Below are 20,795 nucleotides of genomic sequence, written 5' to 3'. Positions count from 1 at the left end.
AATGACCGGCCTGATCGCATTTCGCGAGATCGTCCTGAAAGTTCACAGCAGATGCGATCTTGCTTGTGATCATTGCTATGTCTACGAACACGCAGATCAGAGCTGGCGAGCCCGGCCGAAAGTGATCTCCCCCGAGGTTATTTCGCACACCGCGTCGCGGCTCGCCGAACATGCCCGTGACCATGCACTCCCCTCCGTCACGGTGATCTTCCACGGAGGGGAACCCCTGTTGGCGGGCACCGCCCGGCTCCGGCTCGTCTGCCAGGAGTTCAGCCGGGCGCTGGCCGGTATCGCGGCCCTCGACCTGCGGATCCACACCAACGGGCTCCAGCTCAGCACCCGTTACCTCGACCTCTTCGACGAGTTCGGCGTCCGGGTCGGCATCTCCCTCGACGGCGACCGCGCCGCCAACGACCGCCACCGCCGCTTCGCGGACGGCCGTACGAGCCACCCGCTGGTCCTGGCAGCCGTCGACCTGCTCCGCTCCGAGCCCTACCGCCACCTCTACCAGGGCCTGCTCTGCACCGTGGACGTGGCCAACGACCCCGTGGCGGTCCTGGACGCGCTCGTCGCACTCGAACCCCCGCGCGTCGACTTCCTCCTCCCGCACGCCACCTGGGAGAGCCCGCCGCCCCGCCCCGACGGCGCCCCCGACGCGTACGCGCGCTGGCTCCTGCGGGTCTTCGACCACTGGGAGCGCCTCGGCCGCCCGGTGCCCGTACGGCTCTTCGAGTCGCTCTTCTCCACCCTGCGCGGCGGGCCCAGCCTCACCGAGTCGCTCGGTCTCGCGCCCACGGACCTCGTCGTCGTCGAGACCGACGGGACGCTGGAACAGGTCGACTCGCTCAAGAGCGCCTTCGAGGGGGCCGCCGCCACCGGGTTCAACGTCTTCGACCATTCCTTTGACCAGGTCGCGGCCCACCCGGGGGTCCGGGCCCGGCAGCTGGGCCTCGCGGGCGTCAGCGGTTCGTGCCGCCGGTGCCCCGTCGTACGTTCGTGCGGAGGCGGGCTCTACACCCACCGCTACCGGGACGGGGGCGCGGCCGGCGGGGACTTCGACAACCCCTCCGTGTACTGCACCGACCTGCGCGAGCTCGTGGACGGGGTCGAGGGCCGCACGGCCCTGCGGGAGACGGCGCCGCAGCTGTCCGATCCGGCCGAACTGGCCCGTTCCCAGGAGGAGCTGACGCGGGTCCTGCTGGCCCGACTGCACGCGGACCTCGCCGGTGATCCCGGCTGGGCGCGTGCCTGGGAGCTGCTCGACGCCGTGGAGCGGGCCGGCGACGCGGGCGTGGACGCGCTGGACGCCGTGCTGGAGCACCCCTTCACGCGGACCTGGGTGCTGGCGGCCCTGGACGCCGCCCGCGACGGCGGACGGGACGGCGGGCGCGACGGCGGACCGGAGGGATCCGAGGCGGCGCGCCGGCTGACCGCGCTGGCGGTGGCCGCCGTGCTGCGGGGCGGGCTGGACCTGCCGGCCGAGGTGGTCTACCGGGACGGCGAGGTGTACCTGCCGACGCTGGGGCTGCTGCGGCTCGGGGAGCCCGGCACGCAGGGGCGGGCCGCGCTGCGGACCACCGACGAGGGGTACGCCGTACGGGACGGCCGCACCGAGCACCGCTTCGGGCCCGCAGCGGGGGACGCGCGCTGGCAGCCCGTACGCACCTGGTCGCCCGGACCGGACGCGGCCCCGGTGGCGCTGGAGGACCTCGACCCGTACCGCAACTGCTTCGCCCGCCCGCCCCGGCTGCGCCTGGGCGCCGGTGAGGCCGAGGAGTGGCGCGGCAGGCTGGACCGGGCGTGGGCGCTGCTGCACGAGGCCGTGCCCGGGTTCGCCCGGGCGGCGGCGGTCGGGCTGACCACGCTGACCCCGCTGGCGGGCGGCCCGCGCGCCGGCGGCTGGGGCGAGGCGGGCCGACATGGGCCGGGGGCGCTCGGGGTGCCCTACGCGGCGGGGGTGCCGGAGACCGCGCTCGCGCTGCTGACCGGCCGGCGGCGGGCCCGGCTGCGGGCCCTGACCGAGGTGACCGACCTGTACGCGCTGGACGGGGAGTGGCAGCACCCGTCGCCGTGGCGGGAGCGCCCGGTGCCGGTGTCCCGGCTGCTGGCCGACGTACACGAGCGGGTGGCGGTGGAGGCGTACCGGCGGGCCACGCGGGCCGCCGAGCCGGGCGCAGCGGACCGTATCCACCAGGCCCTGGACCGGCTCTCGGAGGCGGCCGAACTGACCGTCACCGGCAAGCGGCTCGTCGCGGAACTGCGCTGGGAGCTGAAGGCGGTCGACGCGTGAGCACCCTCCGGCTGGCCGCGGCGCTGCGGCAGCTGGGGGTGCGTCCCGGGATGCGGCTGCTGGTGCACGCCGCGCTCGGCGGGACGGGGCTGCGCGCCGAGCAGCTGCGCGACGCCCTGACGGGCGTCCTCGGCCCGCGCGGCACGCTGGTGGTGCCGGCGTTCACTCCCGAGAACTCCACGACCTCCCATGCGCATCTGGAGCGGGTCGCGGGCCTGGACGAGGCGGGGCGACGGGCCTTCCGCGACCGGATGCCCGCCTTTGATCCGGCGAGCACCCCGAGTCAGGGCATGGGCTCCTTCGCCGAGGCCGTCCGCACCGCGCCGGGCGCCGCGCGCAGCGCTCACCCGCAGACCTCTTTCGCCGCTCTGGGCGCGGACGCGGAACGCCTCTGCTCCGGGCACCGCCTCGAAAGCCACATGGGGGAGGAGTCACCCCTGGGGAAGTTGTGCTGGGAGGGCGGCCGGGTACTCATGATCAATGTGGGGTTTTCCGTCTGCACCGCTTTCCATCTCGCGGAGTATCGAATTCCGAAGCCCCCCTTGCGCATGTACGAGTGTGTGGTGAAGGTGAACCTTCCGGGGGGCCGGCAGGGGCGGTGGGGGGAGGAGTGGACCGCGTACGAGGACGTCGCGCTGGACGACGGCGATTTCGCGGAGATCGGCCGCGCGTTCCCGGATTCCGGGGTGCGCCGGGGGCGGCTGGGAGACGCGTCGGCCATGCTCTTCTCGATTCCGGACGCCGTCGACCACGCCCTTGAGTGGATGACCGAAAACAGACGCTGATTGACTGAACGATGAGGGGATCTGGCGAAGCAGCTCCGGAATGATGTTTCTTCGCTCGCATCTTCGGGACGGGGGTCGTGTGCCCGCAAAAGGGGAGCCGTACTTTTTTCTGAGTTATGCGCATACGCCGAGATTCGGGGCCGGGGGACCCGATCCGGACATGTGGGTGGAGCGCCTCTTCCGCGATCTCTGCGGTCACGTGATGGCGCTGACGGACCTGCCCGCCACCTACGAGGTCGGGTTCATGGACCGGGAGATACGCAGCGGTGAGGGCTGGTCGGAACGGCTCGCGCAGGCACTGGCCAAGTGCCGCGTCTTCGTCCCCCTGTTCTCGCCGCGGTACTTCGCCAGCGAGATGTGCGGAAGGGAGTGGTACGCCTTCGCACAGCGCACCGTCCACCACGTGGCGGTCAACGCCGGCGGCTCGCCCGCGGAGGCCATCGTGCCCGCGTTGTGGGTACCGGTGCCCCCGGCCCAACTGCCCGGCCCCGCCGAGCGTCTGCAGTTCAACCACAACACCTTCGGCGAGCGCTACGTCACCGACGGCCTGTACGGGCTGATCAAACTGCGCGGTTACGCCGAGCAGTACGAGAAGGCCGTGTACGAGCTCGCCCGGCGCATCGTCCAGGTCGGCGAGAGCGTCCACCTCGATCCCGTCCGCCCGGTGGACTACCGCGTGGTCCCGAGCGCCTTCGGCCCGTCCAACAGCCCGACCGGCAGCCCCGCCCGCACCCTCCACGTCACCGTGGCGGCCGCCTCCCGGCACGACCTACCGGACGGCCGCAGCCCCGAGTACTACGGGGACAGCGCGCTGGAGTGGAACCCGTACCACCCGGTGTCCCAGCGGCCCATCGCCTACGTGGCCGAGGACCTGGTCAAGAACCTCAACTACCAGACCACCATCGCCTCCTTCGACGACGAGGCCGGGCACTTCGACAGCAAGCAGCCGCCGACCCGGCCCGAGATCCTGATCGTCGACCGCTGGGTGGTGGAGGACGAGCACCGCCGCCAGCGCCTGGCCGCCTTCGACCAGGAGTCGCGCCCGTGGATCAACGTGGTCGTGCCGTGGAACCGCTACGACCACCAGAGCCGGGCGAAGGAGGCCGAGTTGGCGAGGCGACTGGAGGAGACCCTGCCGGTCAAGATGAGTCAGGGCCGGGCCGCCTGCCGGGCCGCCGCCAACGGCGTGGCCAACATGGAGACGCTCGGGCAGATCCTGCCCCAGGTGGTGGAGGCCGCCGCCCAGCAGTTCCTCAGACACGCGCAGGTCTACCTGCCGGCCGGCAACACCCACACCGAACGCCCGCGACTGCTCGGGCCGATGGGCATGGGCGGGCCTCCCCACCCTCCGCCGGCCCCCTTCCCGCCCGACGCACACGACGGCCACAACGACACCAACGACACCGATCGGGGGGACGCGGATGACAGCGAGTCGTGACAGCAGGGACAGCCGTGACGGACGCATCGTCACCTTCTACTCGTACAAGGGCGGCACCGGCCGCACCATGGCGCTCGCCAACACCGCCTGGATCCTGGCGGCCAACGGCAAGCGGGTCCTCGCCGTGGACTGGGACCTGGAGGCCCCGGGCCTGCACCGCTTCTTCCACCCCTTCCTGGACCCCTCCACGCTCGGGGCCACCACCGGCGTCATCGACCTGATCAGCGAGTACGCGTGGGCCGCGACCAGCCCGGTGCAGCGTCCCGACGACTGGCACAAGGACTACGCGCGGATACAGCCGCACGCCGTCTCCCTCACCCCGGAGGCGCTCGGCTGGGAGTTCCCCGACGGCGGCACCCTGGACTTCGTCTCGGCGGGCCGGCAGAACCGCGAGTACTCCGCGACCGTCTCCACCTTCGACTGGGACAACTTCTACGACCGGCTCGGCGGCGGGCTCTTCTTCGACGCCTTACGCGCCGACATGAAGCGGAACTACGACTACGTCCTGATCGACAGCCGCACCGGCCTGTCCGACATCGCGGACATCTGCACCGTCCACCTCCCGGACGTGCTCGTCGACTGCTTCACCCTGTCCGACCAGTCCATCGACGGCGCCGCCTCCGTCGCCCGCCAGATCGACGAGCGGTTCAACGACCGGGGCATCAAGATCTACCCGGTCCCCATGCGCATCGACGAGGGCGAGAAGGAGAAGGCCGACGCCGGCCGCGCCCTGGCCCGGATCAAGTTCGACCGCTTCCCCTACGGCCTGGTGGGCGACGAGCTCACCTCCTACTGGGGCGCGGTGGAGATCCCGTACCGGCCGTACTACGCCTACGAGGAGACCCTGGCGACCTTCGGCGACGAGGCGGGGCTCACCAACTCCCTGCTGTCGGCGTTCGAGCGGCTCACCACGGTGATCACCGAGGGCGAGATCACCTCCATGCCGGTCATCGGCGACGAGGTCCGCCTGCGCATCCGGGACGCCTTCACCCGGCGCCGCCCGGCGCTGCCCGCCGACCTCTTCCTCTCGTACGTCGCCGAGAACCGCATGTGGGCCGACTGGATCGAGTCGGTGCTCACCCGGGCCGGCTTCCGGGTCGTCCCCAGGGACGTCTCGGCCGAGCGGCCCGCCGCGACGTCCTCCTCCGGGGACACCCTCGGCGGCGCGGGCCTCAGCATCGACGCCGCCGCCCGGACCGTGGTGCTGCTCTCGACGGCCTACCTCAAGTCCGCCCGGGCGGTGGAGGTGTGGCAGCGCGCGGCCGCCGAGGACCCGACCGGGGGCCGGCGTCAGCTGGTGCCGCTGAGGGTGGGCGACGTACGCCTCACGACGCCCTACATCGACCGCAACCCGGTGGACCTCTTCCGGCTCGACGAGGCGCACGCCACCAGCGCCCTGCTGCGCGCGGTGGAGCGGCCCACGGCCCTGCCCGACGGTGTCAGCAGCGCCACCCAGCCCGGCCCCCGCTTCCCGGGGACCGTTCCCAAGATCTGGAACGCGCCGCCCCGCAATCCCGGGTTCACCGGGCGCAGCATCGTGCTGGAGCGGATGCGCGACCAGCTCGGGGGCGGCATGGCCGTGGTGCTTCCGCAGCCGCAGACCCTGTTCGGGCTCGGCGGCGTCGGGAAGACCCAGGTGGCGCTGGAGTACGTCCACCGGTTCATGGCCGACTACGACCTGGTGTGGTGGATCTCCTCGGAGCAGACCGACGACGTGGTCGCGGCCCTCGCGGAGCTGGCCGTGCGCCTGGGCGTGCAGACCGGCGAGGACATGGCGGCCGCCTCCCAGGAGGCGATCGACCTGCTGCGGCGCGGGGTTCCCACCTCGCGCTGGCTGCTGGTCTTCGACAACGCCGACGACCCCGAGACGCTCAAGCGGTTCCTGCCGCCGGGCGGCCCGGGCCACGTGCTGGTGACCTCCCGCAACCAGTCCTGGTCGCAGTACGGGGACGCGCTCCCGGTGGACGTGTTCCTGCGCGAGGAGTCCATCGAGCACCTCCAGCGCCGGGCCGACTCGCTCAGCAAGGAGGACGCCGAGCAGGTGGCGGTGGCCGTGGGCGACCTGCCGCTGGCCGTCGAGCAGGCGGGTGCCTGGATCGCGGAGACCGCGACCCCGGTGTCCGCGTACATCGAACAGCTGGCCCAGCAGGCCGCCCGGGTGCTGAGCCTGAACCAGCCGCCCGGCTACCCCGAGCCGGTGGCCGCCACCTGGAACATCTCCATAGAGCGGCTGCAGTCCCGCTCCCCGGCGGCCGTGCGGCTCCTGCAGCTCTGCGCCTTCCTGGCGCCCGAGCCGATCTCCGCGGACCTGCTCTACAGCAAGGAGATGATCGACGCCCTCAAGCCCTACGACCCCTCGCTCCAGGAGAAGCTGGTCCTGGGCCGGGTGATCCGGGAGATCGGCCGGTTCGCGCTGGCCAAGGTCGACCAGGTCAGCAAGAGCATCCAGGTGCACCGGCTGGTCCAGGCCGTGATCCGGTCCCAGATGCAGGAGGAGGAGCAGCGCGAGGCCCGGCACGCCGTGCACCGGATCCTGGCGGGCGCCCGTCCGGACGACGACGAGCCGATCGACAACCCGGCCACCTGGCCGCGGTTCAACACCATCTGGTCGCACCTGACCCCGTCCGAGGCCCGCTACTGCAAGGAGCCGGAGACGCGCAGGCTGCTGATCGACCGGGTCCGCTACCTCTGGAAGCGCGGTGACTTCAAGGCCGCGTACGCGCTGGGCGAGGAGCTGCGGGCGGCCTGGAAGGAGCAGCTGGGCAACGACGACCTGCAGTACCTGTACCTGCGTTTCCACCTGTCGAACATCCTGCGCTCGCAGGGGCGGTTCGTGGAGGCGAAGGAGCTCGACGAGGTCACCCTGGAGCGGCAGCGGGCCGTACTGGGCCCCTCGCACCCGCACACCTACATGACCATGAGCGGCCTCGCCAACACCCTGGGCGCGCTCGGGCAGTACGGCAAGGCGATGGAGCTGGCCACCGACGCCCACGAGGGCTTCAGCCAGATCTTCCACGAGGCGCATCCGCGCACGCTGGCCGCCGCGAACAACCTGGCGCTGAACCTGCGGCTGGTCGGTCAGTACACCCGGGCCCGTGAGATCGACCAGGAGGTGCACGACCTGCGCACGGAGGTGCTCGGGCCGGAACACCCGTACACGCTGTCCTCCGCGAACAACCTCGCCCGCGACCTGCGCGAGGTGGGGCGCTACGAGGACTCGGTCCAGCTACTCAGCCGGACCTACGACACCTACAAGCGGACGCTGGGAAGCGCCTTCCCCGGCACGCTGGCCGCCGCGAAGAACCTGGCGGTGTCCCTGCGACGGGCCGGCCAGCTGGAGGACGCGCTGCGGCTGACCACGGCCACCCGGGCCCGCTACCGGGCCAAGTACACCGCCGTCAATCCCGACCTGCTGTCCTGCGAACTGAACCTGGCCTCCGACCTGTTCGCGACGGGTGACCCCGGCGGGGCGCGGGACCTGGCGCAGGAGGTGGTGGACGAGTACATGAAGGTGCCGGGCGAGCGGCACCCCTACACCCTGGCGGCCGTCAACAACCTGGCGGTCTTCCACTGGGGCACGGGCGCGGCGCAGACGGCGGAGACGCTGCTGAGGCAGACCATCCGGCTGATGCGGGACGTGCTCGGCGACAGCCATCCGCACACGGTCTTCGCCCTCCTGAACCTGGCGAACGCACGGGCCGACCTGGGCGATCCGGAGGGCGCCCTGGACCTGGAGCGGACGGCGGTGATGCGGCTGCGCGAGGTGCTCGGGGCGCACCATCCCGAGACCCTGGCGAGCAGCTCCAACATGGCGGTCAGCCTGGACTCGATGGGCCGCAAGGAGGAGGCGGCCCGGCTGCGGACGGAGGCGGTGGTCGAGCTGACGAGGCTGCTCGGCGAGGACCATAGCCTGACCCGCTACGCCCGTGACGAGCGCCGGATCCACCGCGACCTGGAGCCGCTCGCCGTGTGAACCGACGGTGGGCGGCGGGGGCCCCGCGACCGCGGTGGCCCCGCCGCCCGCCACCCGACAGCAGGGGGGCGCTGTGCCCGACAGCATGACCTTTCGAAACGAGGACCTGCCGGCCCTCTTCCACCACACCGACCAGGCGGCCATCTCCCGGCAGCGGGAGTCCACCCAGGCGACGCGCGCGCAGCTGATGCTGCTGGTGGCGGCCGCGGTGGCCGCCGCCCTGCCCGACGGACCGAAGCTGGGCTCGATGTACCTGTTCGGGCTGCTGAGCGCCCTGTCGTACCTGGGGGTACTGGCCGTGGGCGTGCGGGCGACCCGGCGCCGGGCCCGCCCGCAGTGGCAGCTCAACCGCAGCGCGGCGGAGTTCATCAAGTCTCTGGCCTGGCGGTACGCGGTCCACGGGGCGCCGTTCGGCAGCGAGGCCGCGGCTCCCGAGGAGACGTACCGCACGCGGCTGGAGGCGGGTCTGGACGAGCTGCGCAAGATGGGCTGGGAGGACCCGCGGGCCACCGGGACGGTGCCGGAGGGCGGGGAGATCACCGGCGCGATGCAGCGGCTGCGCGGGATGGACTACCACGTGCGGCGCGAGACGTACGTCCGGGACCGGCTGATCGAGCAGCGCAACTGGTACCGGCGCAAGACCGAGGTGTCCCGGCGCGCGACCAACGTGTGGGCGTGGACGATCGTGCTGCTGACCTGTCTGGGCCTGGCCGTGGCGCTGCTGGGGTCCTTCGGGTCGGGCCCCGGGCCGAGGCTGACCGGGCTGGTGAGCGCGGCCGCGGCGGCCGGCATCGCCTGGAACGAGGTGCGGCGCCACCATCCGCTGATCGAGGCGCACACCCTGATCGAGCAGGACCTGGCGGCCATGATGGTCGTGATGCAGACGACCATCACCGAGTCCCAGTGGCCCACGTCGGTGTACGAGACCGAGCGGTACGTCTCGCCGCAGCACACGGACTGGCTGGCCCGGCACAGCAGTTGAGGCACGGGCACGGCGGTGGGGGAAGGGACGGGCGGGGTGTGACTCAGTCCCGGGTCACGCCCTCGCACCAGATGACGGTGACCGGTTTGCCGAGGGCGCGCGCGTAGGCGACGATCTCGGCGGTGCCGCCGTGGCCGCGGGCGGGCTGCCCGTCCCAGACGGCGACGAGCCGGTCGCAGGAGTCGGCGATGTAGGTGCCGGCGGCGTAGTAGGCCTCGTCCGTGGAGCGGGCGAAGTCCATGCGGACCTCCTGGGTGGCCCGGAGCCTGAGCTGCTCGTAGCGGGCCAGGGCGGCGGCGTCCTCGAAGGACCGCTCGTAGTCCCCGCTGGGGATCACCACGGTGAGGTCGGCGCCGCATTCGAGGGCGATGGCGGCGAACATCTGGTCCGCGCCCTCCGCGAGGCTGGAGAACGCCTCCAACGGCCCCTCGTGGCCGTCCAGTACGGCGCGCAGGCCGCTCTCCACATGGCCGAGCACCGCGTCCGGGATGGACCGGTGCCCGGTCACGCCGATGCGTTTCATGCAAAAGCCTCCCCCGGTCAACACCCCTGGACATCCTCCCAGAAGCGGGGAGTACGTCCAGGGGTGCGACGGGGGCGCGTGGGTCACCGTCAGTAGACGCTGACCCCGTAGGCGTTGAGGGCCTCGACCACGGGCTGGAAGAAGGTGGTCCCGCCCGAGGAGCAGTTGCCGCTGCCTCCGGAGGTGAGGCCGACGGCGCGGGTGCCCGAGTAGAGCGGGCCGCCGCTGTCGCCCGGTTCGGCGCACACGTTGGTGCGGATCATGCCGTAGACGATGTCGCCGCCGCCGTAGTTGACGGTGGCGTTGAGGCCGGTCACCGAGCCGCTGTGGATGCCGGTCGTGGAGCCGCGCCGCGTGACGGACATGCCGACGGTGGCGTTGACGGCGCTGGTGATGTCCTGGCTGCCGACGGTGCCGGGCGGCACCGGCGAGTTGCTCGCGTACTTGATGAGGCCGTAGTCGTTGTTCGGGAAGCTGGAGCCGACGGTGGAGCCGACCACGGTGGTGCGCGCCGAGTTGCTCCACCAGGTGCCCGCGCCGTCGGTGCAGTGTCCGGCGGTCAGGGCGTAGTACGTGGTGCCGCTGCGCACGTTGAAGCCGAGCGAGCAGCGCCAGCCGGAGGCGTAGATGGCGTCGCCGCCGGAGACCAGTTTGGTGAGCTTGCCGGGGGTGCGCTCGATGCGCAGGGCCGCGGCGTCGGCTCCGGCCTCGCGCTTGATCCTGGCGATGTCGGCGGCGGAGACGGTGGAGTCGGCGGTGACCACGAGGGTCCCGGTGGCGGAGTCGGTGTGCCAGGCGGTGCCCGCTACGTCGGCGCGCAGGACGGATGCGCCGGCCGCGGCGAGCCGGTCGGCGCTGAAGCCGTCCTGGGGGTCCGCGCTCGCCGCGGTGGGGACGGCGAACGCTGCCGCGGCGGCCAGGCCGGTGGCCATCGCGAGCAGCCTGTTACGGGTCTTGCGCTTGATCCTCACTTCTCGTCCTCCTGGAGAGGGTCGGGGGCCCGGCGGTCGTGGGGGTGCCTGGGCCCGTGAGGCGCAGCCGGGGGCACGGGGGTCGCATGTATTTTGACCGTGTCCCTGACAAGCGCTCTCGGGAGTGTGCTGTCGTCGGATATCGGTCGCAAGAGCGGCTTTCAGCCGCCGCTCGCCGGCCGGGACGCGCGAGGCCCCGTCCGGACCGGCGCGTCCCCGGGCGTGGGAACGGAGAGACGAGAGGGTCCGCCACGGAGCACGGGGGCAGCGGGGACCGAGGGGGATCCACAGCGGGTCGCGCCGCGCGCGCCGGGTATCGCGGGCGCCGGGAAACCCGGGTCGGGGTCGTACGGTGTGGTCGCCCCGCCGGCGCCGGCCCGGCGGACCGCGCGGCCGCGGCCCAGGACGCGCGCCGCTCCCGGCCCCGCGCGGCGGACACGGACGGGGCGCGCCTCCCGCACGGCGGGCCGGTAGCACGAGGGCGGGGCCGCGGCGGCGCCGGCCGCGCGCCGGCGCGCGGGAACGGCCGGAATTCGCCCCTCCGGGTCATCGGCGTGCCCGGGGCTCCCCCGCGGCGGAGCGTGCGGATCGTCTGCGTCGTCACTCATCCCGCTCACCCCTTCCACCCTGGTCCGTACGGGAATCCCCGCGTACCCCGTCCGGACCTGTGAAAGCTGAGGGGGTGTCCGGTGGGTCTAGGCCGTCAGCAGTCGCACCCGCAGTCGCACCCGTCGCAGCAGCCGCCTTCGCCGCAGCAGTTGCAGCCGCTGCAGTCACAGTTGCCGCAGTCGCAGTTGTCACACCACGGCTGCTTCTTCTTCCGGGACCACGGGCCGTCGTGCTCGGTGCAGCACAGCTGGCAGGTGCAGAACAGCCCGATGGCCACCGCGCAGCCCGCGAGCAGCCCGCGCCGCGGCTTGTGCGGGGGCAGGCCACCGCCGCCACCGGAACCGCCGCCCCAGCCGTGGCCGCCCGGACCACCCGGACCGCCCGGGCCCATGGGCGGGGCCGTTCCGGGGCCGCCCGGGGCGTAGGGGTTCCCGTTGCCGTAGGGGTTCCCGTTGCCGTAGGGGTGGCCGCCCGCGTACGGGGAGCCCGCGCCGGGGGCGCCCGCGCCCGGGCCGTAGCCCTGCGGCGGCGGGCCGAAGCCCTGCCCGGCGGCGTTCATCGCCGTGTGTCCGCAGCTGCCGGTGCCGAAGGCCCGGTCCACGGAGGTGCGCAGCTCGTGCACGAGCAGCCGGTGGGCCAGCCCCGCGTCCGCGAACTCGACCTCGCGCAGCGCGAGCTTGATGCCGTGCAGGGCGTCGTCGCACAGCCTGCGGGCCTCGGCGAGCGAGGTCCCGGTCGCGGTGAGCGGGTTCCAGGCCCCGGCGGCCGCGTCCGCGCCCTGGTCCTCCACCGCGTCCAGCAGGTGCGCGAGGCGCCCGAAGTACCGGCCCGCCTCGGCCAGCGCGGGGGCGTTGCCTGGCCGTCCGGCCAGCTGCGCGGTATGCGCGAAGGCGGCGGCCGTCGCGGTCTCCGTCGGCTCGGTCACCACGAGGACGGACGTGCCGGGCCCGGCCAGCGTCTCGATCCCCTCCTGCCGGTCCACGGCGTCGACGAGCACCGCCGTGTCGAAGCCGAGCGAGGCGCCGGTGCGGGCGCCGGCCCGGTCCCAGCCGCGGGCCACCCGGCGCGCGGCCATGGCTATGGGAGCCCGCGCCAACAGCCCGTCGCGGTCCGCCACGTGGTCGCGCACCTTCGCGGAGGCGAGCACGAGCGAGACGGCCGCGGCCAGCCGCGCGCCCTCGCCGTTGGCGACGGAGGCGGTGCGCATCCCGCGCAGGGGACAGGGGCCCGCGGTGCGCCGCGAGCCGGAGGCGGGACCGGACTGAGCGTCCGTCAGGACGGAGACCAGCAGCCCGTCATAGTTCGTGACGATCCGGGCGAACTGTCCGTGGTCACCCCGAAGTGCCAGACACAGCCCGCACAGATGGGCCATCCACTCCGCTTTGAACCGCTCCCCCAGCCGGTGCGTGCAAGGCCTGACGATGCCGAACAAGGTGCTTCCCCCGTGTGTCGTACGCGTGCTTGGCGGGCATCGTATCGACCCGCCTTCTTCACCCGTACGTCCGCACCGCTCACCCGCACGGCGGCAGCAGTCGTATTTTCACTCAGTCAGCAGTGGTAGGCACCAGGATCCTTGACCGTACAACGGATGTTCTGCACCAGTACCGTCACGAAACCCCTGCGCGGCGACTATCCACTTGGCGCGTTGTCAGCATCATGGACGAGCATAGGGGCAGCGGAGAGAAGACAGACTGACCGCGGTGAAAGGAGGCAGTCCATGGGTTCGGTGCGTAAGGCGAGTGCCTGGCTGGGTCTCGTGGAGGACAGCGACGACGAGCGCTACTACGACGACGACTACGCGGAGGCGGCCCAGGGTTCGGTGGCCGGCCCCGGCGAGCAGTGGGTCACCGACCCGCGGGTCAAGGTGGCCTCCGAGTCGGCCGTGGAGCACGGCCGTCGGATCGCGACGGTCACCCCGGACGGTTTCCGTGACGCCCGGGGGATCGGCGAGCTGTTCCGCGACGGAGTCCCGGTGATCGTCAACCTGTCGTCGATGGAGCCGGGCGACGCGAAGCGCGTCGTCGACTTCGCGGCCGGACTGACCTTCGGGCTGCGCGGTTCCATCGAGCGGGTGGCGACCAGGGTCTTCCTGCTGACCCCGGCCGACACCCAGATCGTGAGCGGCGAGGCCGGCGGCCGCGCCCGCGACTTCTTCAACCAGAGCTAGGCAGGGCTCTCACCGGAAGGCGTCCAGCCCGGTGAGCGCCTTGCCCAGCACCAGCTGGTGCATTTCGACGGTGCCCTCGTAGGTGAGCACCGATTCGAGGTTGGTGGCGTGCCGCATGACGGGGTATTCGAGGGAGATCCCGTTGGCGCCCAGGATGGTCCGCGCGGTGCGGCAGATCTCGATGGCCTCGCGGACGTTGTTGAGCTTGCCGAAGCTGATCTGCTCCGGCCGCAGGGTGCCCGCGTCCATCCGCCGGCCCAGGTGGTGGGCGAGCAGGATGCCCTTGTGGAGTTCGAGGGCCATGTCCGCCAGTTTGGCCTGGGTGAGCTGGAAGCCGCCGATCGGCCTGCCGAACTGCTCGCGCGTCCGCGCGTAGTCGAGCGCCGACTCGAAGCTGGCGCGCGCCGCGCCCATGGACCCCCAGATGATCCCGTACCGCGCATGGCTGAGGCAGCCGAGCGGTCCCTTGAGTCCGGTCACCCCCGGCAGCACCGCGTCCGCGGGCAGCCGTACGTCGTCCATGACCAGCTCGCTGGTGACGCTGGCCCGCAAGGACCACTTGTGCTTGATCTCGGGCGCGGAGAACCCGGCGGACTCGGTGGGCACCGCGAAACCGCGGATCCCCTCGTCGGTCTGCGCCCACACCACGGCGACGGAGGCCACCGACCCGTTGGTGATCCACATCTTGCGGCCGTTCAGCACCCAGTCGCCGCCGTCGCGCTTGGCGTAGGTGCGCATGGCGGCGGGGTCCGACCCGACGTCGGGCTCGGTGAGCCCGAAGCAGCCGATCAGCTCACCGGCCGCCATGCCGGGCAGCCAGCGCTGCTTCTGCTCCTCGGAGCCGTACTTCCAGATCGCGTACATGGCCAGCGAGCCCTGTACGGAGACCAGCGAGCGGATCCCGGAGTCGGCGGCCTCCAGCTCCAGGCAGGCGAGCCCGTACTGCACGGCGCTGGCGCCGGCGCACCCGTATCCCTGGAGGGACATCCCGAGCGCCCCGATGGCCCCGAGCTCCCGGGCCAGCTCCCGGATCCCGGGCAGCTCACCGCTCTCGTACCACTCGGCGATGTGCGGCAGCACCCGGTCGGCGGCCCAGCTGCGGACGGTGTCCCGGACGGCGAGGTCCTCGGGCCCGAGGAGCTCGTCGAGCCCGAGCGGATCGGTGGGAACGAAGGACACGGGGCCTCCCGGCGACCTGACAGAACCTAGCGGCGCAAGTTTTACGCCGCACCCCAGACGCTAGCGACCCACCCCGGTCAAAATCCACCCCCGCCTACCAGCCCGCCGGCGCTTGAGGCGCGGGGCCAGGGGCGGCGCCCGCCTATTCAGCCCCGCCGCACATTCAGCCCCGCCGGCGTTTGAGGCGCGGGGTCCGGGGCGGAGCCCCGGCAACGGCGCTCAGCCCGCACGCTCCACGGAAGCCGAAGCCGGCCCAGCCACCGCCACCCGCTCCCCACCCGCCTGCGCGGGCAACCGCACCGGCTCAGCGGCCCCCAACCCCCCGCACTCCATCACCCTCGGCAGCCGCAACGCCATCACCGCCCCCGCCAGCAACAACCCCGCACTCACCACGAGAGTGACGTGCAGCCCGTGCACGAACGACTCCCGCGCCGCGGCGTACAGCGCGGCCCCCGCCGCCCCGCCGAGATCCGCGGCGATCTGATACGCCTCGCCCAGAGAATGGGCCGCGCCCTCCGAGTCCGCGGCGGAGACCCCCGGCACGCCCACCAGCCCCGGCCGGTAGGCCGCGTTCATCACGCTGCCCAGCAGGGCGATGCCCATCCCCGCGCCCAGCTGGTACGAGGTCTCGCCGATCGAGGCCGCACCGCCCGCGCTCGCCGCCGGCGCCTCGCTCAGCATCGACTCGTACGCCGCGAACAGCGTGGTCTGGAGCCCGAAGCCGAGCAGGACGAAGCCGACGGTCAGCAGCACCGGCCGGTCCTGCTGGCCCATCAGCGTCAGCAGCAGCACGGCGGAGGCGGTCACCAGGAAGCCCAGCGACACCATCGTGCGCGGCCCGATCCGGCCCAGCGTGTAGGACCCGGTGGCGCCCGCGGCCATGGCGGCGAAGGTCAGCGGCAGCAGCCGCAGCCCGGTCTCCAGCGGGCTCAGGTGCAGCACCAGCTGGAGGTACTGGACGGCGATCAGCTCCAGGCCCACCAGGGCCAGCATGGCGAGCACGATGCAGGCCACGGAGGTGGAGAAGGCGGCGCGGGAGAACATCCGCATGTCGATCAGCGGGTGCTCGCGCCGCCTCTGGCGCCGCACGAACAGCACGAGCAGCACCGCCCCGAGCAGCAGCGGCACCACCGCCTGGGCGTCGAGGAGCTGACGTTCGGCGCCGAGGCGCTTGACCCCGAGCACCGACCCGAGGACGCCGGCGGCGGCCATCAGCGCGCCGAGCACGTCCCACGGCCCGTCCGAGGCGCCGCGCGACTCCGGCAGCAGCCAGCGTCCGAGCGGCAGGATCAGCGCCATCAGCGGGATGTTGATGAGGAAGACGGAGCCCCACCAGAAGTGCTGGACGAGGAACCCGCCGAGCACCGGCCCGCTCGCGGCGCCGACGGCGGCGACGGCGGTCCAGATGCCGATGGCCAGGGCCCTCTCGCGGCGGTCGGGGAACACCTGGCGCAGGATCGACAGCGTCGCCGGCATGATCATCGCGCCGCCTACACCGAGCAGCGCGCGGGCGGCGATGAGGACCTGGGCGTTGTCGGCCAGGGCCGCCATCGCGGAGGCCGCGCCGAAGAGCCCGTAGCCGAGGAGGAGTACGCGGCGGCGGCCGATCCGGTCGCCGAGGGTGCCGAAGAGGATCAGCAGGGCCGCGCAGACCAGCGGGTAGGCGTCGACGATCCAGAGGAGCTCGATGGAGCCGGGGCGCAGGTCCTCGGTGACGGAGGGGACGGCGACGTGCAGGATCGTCGCGTCGAGGGCGACGAGGACCAGGCTGACGCACAGGACGCCCAGGACGACCCAGCGGTTGGTCCCGCCGGAGGCGGCGCTCAGCCGCTGCCAGGGGGAAGGGGCCTTGACCCCGGCCGCGTTCGTCCCCGACATGCATGTACCTCCCAGGTGATCCCTCGCGCTCGGCGGACCAGCGTCTTCGGAGCCGCGGGGGGTGGTGCGCTCTGCGGCGTCCAACGGGGCCCGGCATCGACACGCGGGTGAACGGTCAATGTACGCGAGTTCGCTTCTCGGACACGTGGCCAAGCTCTCATCCCGGCGGCGCCCGCGGTGTGGCGTACGCCACTCCCGGCGCCCCCTCCTCAGCCCGCCGTGCACACGCCCTCACGCGGCGTGGTCGCCGTCGGCCCCGCCCGTGTCACCCCCTGGACCGTCACCCGGGTCACCGCGCCCCGCCACCGATAATCATCCCCGTGAAGGATCTTGGATTTCGCCGGGCCGCGCCCGCGCTGGCCCTCTTCGCGGCGGTCCGGCTGCTCGGGCTGACCGTGCTCGCGGTGTGGGGAGCGGCGGCCGGCAGCAGCCCGCACACGTTGCTGTCGGCGCGCTGGGACTCGCTCTGGTACGCCCGCATCGCCGCGCAGGGCTACGGGTACGAGGTGGTCCTCCCGAACGGGGACGTCCACTCGAACCTGGCCTTCTTCCCCCTGCTGCCGTGGCTGGAGCGGCTGGTGTCGGCGGCGAGCGGGCTCTCCCACGGCTCGGCGGGCCTGGTGGTGTCGGCGCTCGCGGGGCTCGCCGCGGCCTGGGGGATCTTCGCGGTCGCCGATCTGCACCACGGCCGCCGCACCGGGGTGTTCGCCGTCGGGGTGTGGGCGGCGCTGCCGGTCGGGATCGTTCAGTCGATGGCGTACAGCGAGTCGCTGTTCACGGCGCTGGCCGCCTGGGCTCTGTACGGGGCCCTGCGCGGCCGGTGGCTGACGGCGGGCCTGCTCGCGGCCGCGGCGGGGCTGACCCGCCCGGTGGGCGCGGCGGTGGTCGCGGCGGTGTGGGTGGCCGCGGTACTGGCCTGGCGGCGCGGGGAGCGGTCGTGGCGGACGGCGGTCGGTGCGCTGATCGCCCCGATGGGCGCGGCGGCGTACGTGCTGTGGGTCGGCGCGCGCACCGGGGGCGGGCTGCTCGGGTACCTGGACGTGCAGGCGGGCTGGGGCAACGGCTTCGACGGCGGCTGGGCCTTCGCCCGGTTCGTCGGGGCGAAGCTGGCCTCGTCGGCCTTCCTCGCCGGGGCGGGTCTGCTGGCGGGGGTCGCGCTGGTGCTGTGGCTGTACCGCGCGTGCGTGCGCCAGCGGCAGCCGGCGCCGCTGCTCGTGTACGGCGGGATCGTCGTGGCGCTGGCGCTGTGCGCGTCCGGGTACTTCGGCTCCAAGCCCCGGCTGTTGCTGCCCGCCTTCCCGCTGGTGCTGCCGCCGGCGGTGGCGCTGGCCCGGTGGCGGACGGGGCGGGCGGCCCCGGTGCTGGGCGCGGCGGCCCTCGCCTCGGCGGTCTACGGGGCCTTCTGGCTGAACGGCTCGGGACCTCCATAGGTCACCCACGTCACGGAACGGATCATTCCGAACCATCTTTCAGCAAAGGAAATGACCTTCGGCAATATGGCCCGGCTAAGCGCGTGAAACAATTGCCGGGACGGTGATCAAAACCGGCCCAACCGGTGCGGAAATACCGGGAATTAAGTCCCGCATGAGACCAACTCCACATCACATGGTCATCACAAAGCCCGCGATTCGCCCGGGCTGAGCAGCGGCGCGCGGTAACGTCGATTGAGTGCGTACCGACCAAATCCTGACCCGTCTGGAGCGGGTGTTCGCCCGGCTGGACCGGGAACCAGAGCGACCGGCTCATCTGCAAACCCCGCAGATGAGCCGGCACCGCGTCGTACTCCTGGGATCGACCCTCGTCTTCTATCTCGCCATCGTGGTGGCCGTACTGACCACTTCCTGGCTGGTCCGCCTCGACTGGCAGGTCATGTTCTTCCGGCCCTACGAGCAGTGGCCGCAGCTGCACGCCTTCCTCGACTACCTCGTCGTGCTCGGGCAGCGCGGACCCACCGCGGTCATGGTCGCCGCATGGCTCGGCTGGCGCTCCTGGCGCCAGCACACGCTGCGCCCGCTGATCACCCTCGGCGTGGCACTGCTGCTGCTCAACATCACCGTCGGGTCCGTCAAGCTCGGCCTCGGACGGCTCGGCCCGCACTACGCCACCGAGATCGGTTCCGCCGAACTCTTCGCCGGCGGCGATATATTCCCTTCCGGCCACACCGCCAACGCCGTCGTGACCTGGGGAATCCTGGCCTATCTGGCCTCCACCGTGGTCACCCGGCGGGTGCTGTCCGTGGTGTCCGCGGTCGTCTCGCTGAGCGTGGGCGCCACCACCGTCTACCTCGGCACCCACTGGGTCAGCGACGTCCTGCTCGGCTGGTCCGCGGGGCTGCTGATCCTGCTGGCCCTCCCCTGGTTCGAGCCGCTCATCGCCCGCGCCGAGGCCTACGTCTTCGAGCTGCGCGAGCTGCTGCGCCGCCGCGCCGAGACCGGACGGATGCCCGCCCCGGTCGTCACCGCGCTCACCCCGCTGCTCTCCGCGGGCGGCAAGTGGCAGCTGCGGCGCGTCGCCGACGCCACCGGGGAGCCCGCCACGGCCCCCGCCACGGCCGGCGCCGCCACCGCGCACTCCCCGGCGCCGCGGCCCGCCGCCGTGCACCCCGCCGCGCGGGTGCACCTGATCCGCTCCGAGCGCACCCCGGTGACGCCGGTCGGCAGCCGCCGCCCGGCGCACGCCGAGCGGACCGCCGCCCGCAGCGCCGCGGCCCGTCCGGTGGCCGGCGGCTGAGGGCCGGACCGCGGGGGCGGTACGCACCACCTCACCCCGCGACGTGAAGGCGGGCCGGGTCACTTGACCCGGCCCGCCTTCGTCGTCCGTCAGCGCCACGCCCGGACGTTCGTCCGTCCCGGGTCACGCTTGTGTCACAGAATATCTACAACCGCAAAGGCATTCCCGGACCGCGACACGCCCGCCGCTCAGGCGTTTTGGAATTCCCGCCGAGCGCCACGGAATTCGGGCCCGAGATTGCCGCCCGCCATGGACCGGACCAGCTGAATCCCCCTCAAGCCCGCTACATTTCCTTCACTTCTCCCGGATCCACGGCCCGCCCCAGGAGATCCCGCGCCGCTCTGATCCGGTCGGTCAGCTCCGGAGGCTCGACCACTTCGAACTCACAGCCGAGCAGCATGACGTGAATCACCAGAACGTCCAGGCTCACCGCCCCGGTCCGCAGCAGGCAGCTCTGCCCGTCGACCGGTTCGAGGACCCCGTCGCTGGGCCCGATGATCCGCGCCGCCTCCTGCGCCGACACCTTGAGCCGCACCACCGCGTGAGCCGCGTACGCCCGCTGGGACACGCCCCGGGAGACGTACGCGGCGAGGTCCTCGGAGGGCGGCGGGCGCGGGGTGAAGCGCGGTCCGTGCGGCGGCCTGGGCTCGATCCGGTCGGCGCGGAAGGTCCGCCACGCCTCCCGGTCCAGGTCCCAGGCGACCAGGTACCAGCGCCGCTCGGTGCACACCAGCCGGTGCGGCTCGACCGTGCGGCGGGTGGCGTTGCCCTCGTGGTCCCGGTACGCGAAGCGCAGGCGTTCGCCGTCCCGGCAGACGGAGGCCAGGTCGGTCAGGACCGAGGGGTCCACGGTGGAGCGCTGGGCGCCGCGCAGCATCGGCACGGTGAACTCGTTGAGCGCGGACACCCTGCGCCGCAGCCGCGACGGCAGCACCTGCTCCAGCTTGGCGAGGGCCCGCACGGACGCCTCCCCGATCCCCTCCACGCCGTTCCCGGCGGCGGTGCGCAGCCCGACCGCGACGGCCACGGCCTCGTCGTCGTCCAGCAGCAGCGGCGGGAGCTCGGCCCCCGCCCCCAGCTGGTAGCCGCCACCGGTCCCGGGACTGGCGTTGACCGGATAGCCCAGCTCCCGCAGGCGGTCCACGTCGCGCCGGACCGTCCGCGGGGTGACGCCGAGACGGTCCGCGAGATCGGCCCCGGTCCATTCGCGGTGGGCCTGTAACAGGGAGAGCAGGCGCAGCAGTCGTGCGGAGGTGTCGAGCATCCCCCG

14 protein-coding genes are annotated in these 20,795 nt (G+C 72.7%); 8 read left to right on the top strand and 6 right to left on the bottom strand.

The features are described from left to right. Position 1: 1 nt before the first annotated feature. The 5 genes from fxsBH to ACF059_RS21960 all read left to right on the top strand — a co-directional run bounded on the left by fxsBH (position 2) and on the right by ACF059_RS21960 (position 9,468). Complete coding sequence (fxsBH, locus tag ACF059_RS21980; RefSeq protein WP_392059678.1) at positions 2-2,290, top strand: radical SAM/SPASM protein FxsBH, inactivated beta-hydroxylase extension form; 2,289 nt, start codon at positions 2-4, stop codon at positions 2,288-2,290. A 50-nt stretch (positions 2,291-2,340) separates the two neighbouring features. Continuing rightward, complete coding sequence (locus tag ACF059_RS21975) at positions 2,341-3,075, top strand: AAC(3) family N-acetyltransferase (RefSeq protein ID WP_361953907.1); 735 nt, start codon at positions 2,341-2,343, stop codon at positions 3,073-3,075. Positions 3,076-3,118: 43 nt separating this feature from the next. Continuing rightward, on the top strand, positions 3,119-4,513 hold the full coding sequence (locus ACF059_RS21970) for a TIR-like protein FxsC (protein ID WP_392060323.1): 1,395 nt from the start codon (positions 3,119-3,121) through the stop codon (positions 4,511-4,513). Further along, on the top strand, positions 4,497-8,486 hold the full coding sequence (gene fxsT, locus ACF059_RS21965) for an FxSxx-COOH system tetratricopeptide repeat protein (RefSeq protein WP_392059675.1): 3,990 nt from the start codon (positions 4,497-4,499) through the stop codon (positions 8,484-8,486). Before ACF059_RS21970 ends, fxsT begins: the two co-directional genes overlap by 17 nt. 85 nt (positions 8,487-8,571) lie before the next feature. Next, positions 8,572-9,468: a DUF4231 domain-containing protein gene (locus ACF059_RS21960; RefSeq protein WP_392059672.1), complete on the top strand. Its 897-nt coding sequence runs from the start codon at positions 8,572-8,574 to the stop codon at positions 9,466-9,468. Positions 9,469-9,511: 43 nt separating this feature from the next. On the opposite strand, the gene ACF059_RS21955 is transcribed toward ACF059_RS21960, so the two are convergent. The 3 genes from ACF059_RS21955 to ACF059_RS21945 form a co-directional block, all read right to left on the bottom strand. Continuing rightward, on the bottom strand, positions 9,512-9,991 hold the full coding sequence (locus ACF059_RS21955; protein WP_392059669.1) for a hypothetical protein: 480 nt from the start codon (positions 9,989-9,991) through the stop codon (positions 9,512-9,514). Positions 9,992-10,080: 89 nt separating this feature from the next. Continuing rightward, a complete protein-coding gene (locus ACF059_RS21950; RefSeq protein WP_392059666.1) occupies positions 10,081-10,962 on the bottom strand; it encodes a S1 family peptidase in 882 nt (293 codons plus the stop codon). Positions 10,963-11,665: 703 nt separating this feature from the next. Beyond that, complete coding sequence (locus tag ACF059_RS21945) at positions 11,666-13,003, bottom strand: DUF5685 family protein (protein ID WP_392059663.1); 1,338 nt, start codon at positions 13,001-13,003, stop codon at positions 11,666-11,668. 285 nt (positions 13,004-13,288) lie between these two features. Between ACF059_RS21945 and ACF059_RS21940 the strand changes: the two genes are divergently transcribed. After that, a complete protein-coding gene (locus tag ACF059_RS21940; protein WP_361954438.1) occupies positions 13,289-13,738 on the top strand; it encodes a cell division protein SepF in 450 nt (149 codons plus the stop codon). A gap of 9 nt (positions 13,739-13,747) precedes the next feature. Here ACF059_RS21940 and ACF059_RS21935 read toward each other — a convergent pair whose 3' ends face one another. Both ACF059_RS21935 and ACF059_RS21930 read right to left on the bottom strand, forming a co-directional pair. Continuing rightward, positions 13,748-14,917 carry an acyl-CoA dehydrogenase family protein gene (locus ACF059_RS21935; protein ID WP_361954440.1) on the bottom strand — a complete coding sequence of 390 codons (1,170 nt, stop codon included), beginning with the start codon at positions 14,915-14,917 and terminating at the stop codon, positions 13,748-13,750. 219 nt (positions 14,918-15,136) lie between these two features. Further along, positions 15,137-16,795, bottom strand: coding sequence for an MFS transporter (locus ACF059_RS21930; RefSeq protein WP_392059661.1), 1,659 nt, complete (start codon positions 16,793-16,795; stop codon positions 15,137-15,139). A gap of 320 nt (positions 16,796-17,115) precedes the next feature. Between ACF059_RS21930 and ACF059_RS21925 the strand changes: the two genes are divergently transcribed. Beyond that, positions 17,116-18,225 carry a hypothetical protein gene (locus ACF059_RS21925; protein ID WP_392059659.1) on the top strand — a complete coding sequence of 370 codons (1,110 nt, stop codon included), beginning with the start codon at positions 17,116-17,118 and terminating at the stop codon, positions 18,223-18,225. Positions 18,226-18,463: 238 nt separating this feature from the next. Continuing rightward, positions 18,464-19,525 carry a phosphatase PAP2 family protein gene (locus ACF059_RS21920; protein ID WP_392059657.1) on the top strand — a complete coding sequence of 354 codons (1,062 nt, stop codon included), beginning with the start codon at positions 18,464-18,466 and terminating at the stop codon, positions 19,523-19,525. 283 nt (positions 19,526-19,808) lie between these two features. Here ACF059_RS21920 and ACF059_RS21915 read toward each other — a convergent pair whose 3' ends face one another. After that, positions 19,809-20,789: a helix-turn-helix transcriptional regulator gene (locus ACF059_RS21915; RefSeq protein WP_392059654.1), complete on the bottom strand. Its 981-nt coding sequence runs from the start codon at positions 20,787-20,789 to the stop codon at positions 19,809-19,811. Between the last annotated feature and the right edge of the window lie 6 nt (positions 20,790-20,795).

It is taken from the genome of Streptomyces sp. NPDC016562 (genome assembly GCF_043076955.1).
Classification (GTDB): domain Bacteria; phylum Actinomycetota; class Actinomycetes; order Streptomycetales; family Streptomycetaceae; genus Streptomyces.
This window is presented reverse-complemented; position numbering and strand designations above follow the sequence as displayed.

Excerpts from the sequence above, each read along its gene's own strand:
- fxsBH (WP_392059678.1), top strand. The coding sequence starts at position 2 with ATGACCGGCCTGATCGCATTTCGCGAGATCGTCCTGAAAGTTCACAGC.
- ACF059_RS21975 (WP_361953907.1), top strand. The coding sequence starts at position 2,341 with ATGCGGCTGCTGGTGCACGCCGCGCTCGGCGGGACGGGGCTGCGCGCC.
- ACF059_RS21970 (WP_392060323.1), top strand. The coding sequence starts at position 3,119 with ATGTTTCTTCGCTCGCATCTTCGGGACGGGGGTCGTGTGCCCGCAAAA.
- fxsT (WP_392059675.1), top strand. The coding sequence starts at position 4,497 with ATGACAGCGAGTCGTGACAGCAGGGACAGCCGTGACGGACGCATCGTC.
- ACF059_RS21960 (WP_392059672.1), top strand. The coding sequence starts at position 8,572 with ATGACCTTTCGAAACGAGGACCTGCCGGCCCTCTTCCACCACACCGAC.
- ACF059_RS21955 (WP_392059669.1), bottom strand. The coding sequence starts at position 9,991 with ATGAAACGCATCGGCGTGACCGGGCACCGGTCCATCCCGGACGCGGTG.
- ACF059_RS21940 (WP_361954438.1), top strand. The coding sequence starts at position 13,289 with ATGGGTTCGGTGCGTAAGGCGAGTGCCTGGCTGGGTCTCGTGGAGGAC.
- ACF059_RS21930 (WP_392059661.1), bottom strand. The coding sequence starts at position 16,795 with ATGTCGGGGACGAACGCGGCCGGGGTCAAGGCCCCTTCCCCCTGGCAG.
- ACF059_RS21915 (WP_392059654.1), bottom strand. The coding sequence starts at position 20,789 with ATGCTCGACACCTCCGCACGACTGCTGCGCCTGCTCTCCCTGTTACAG.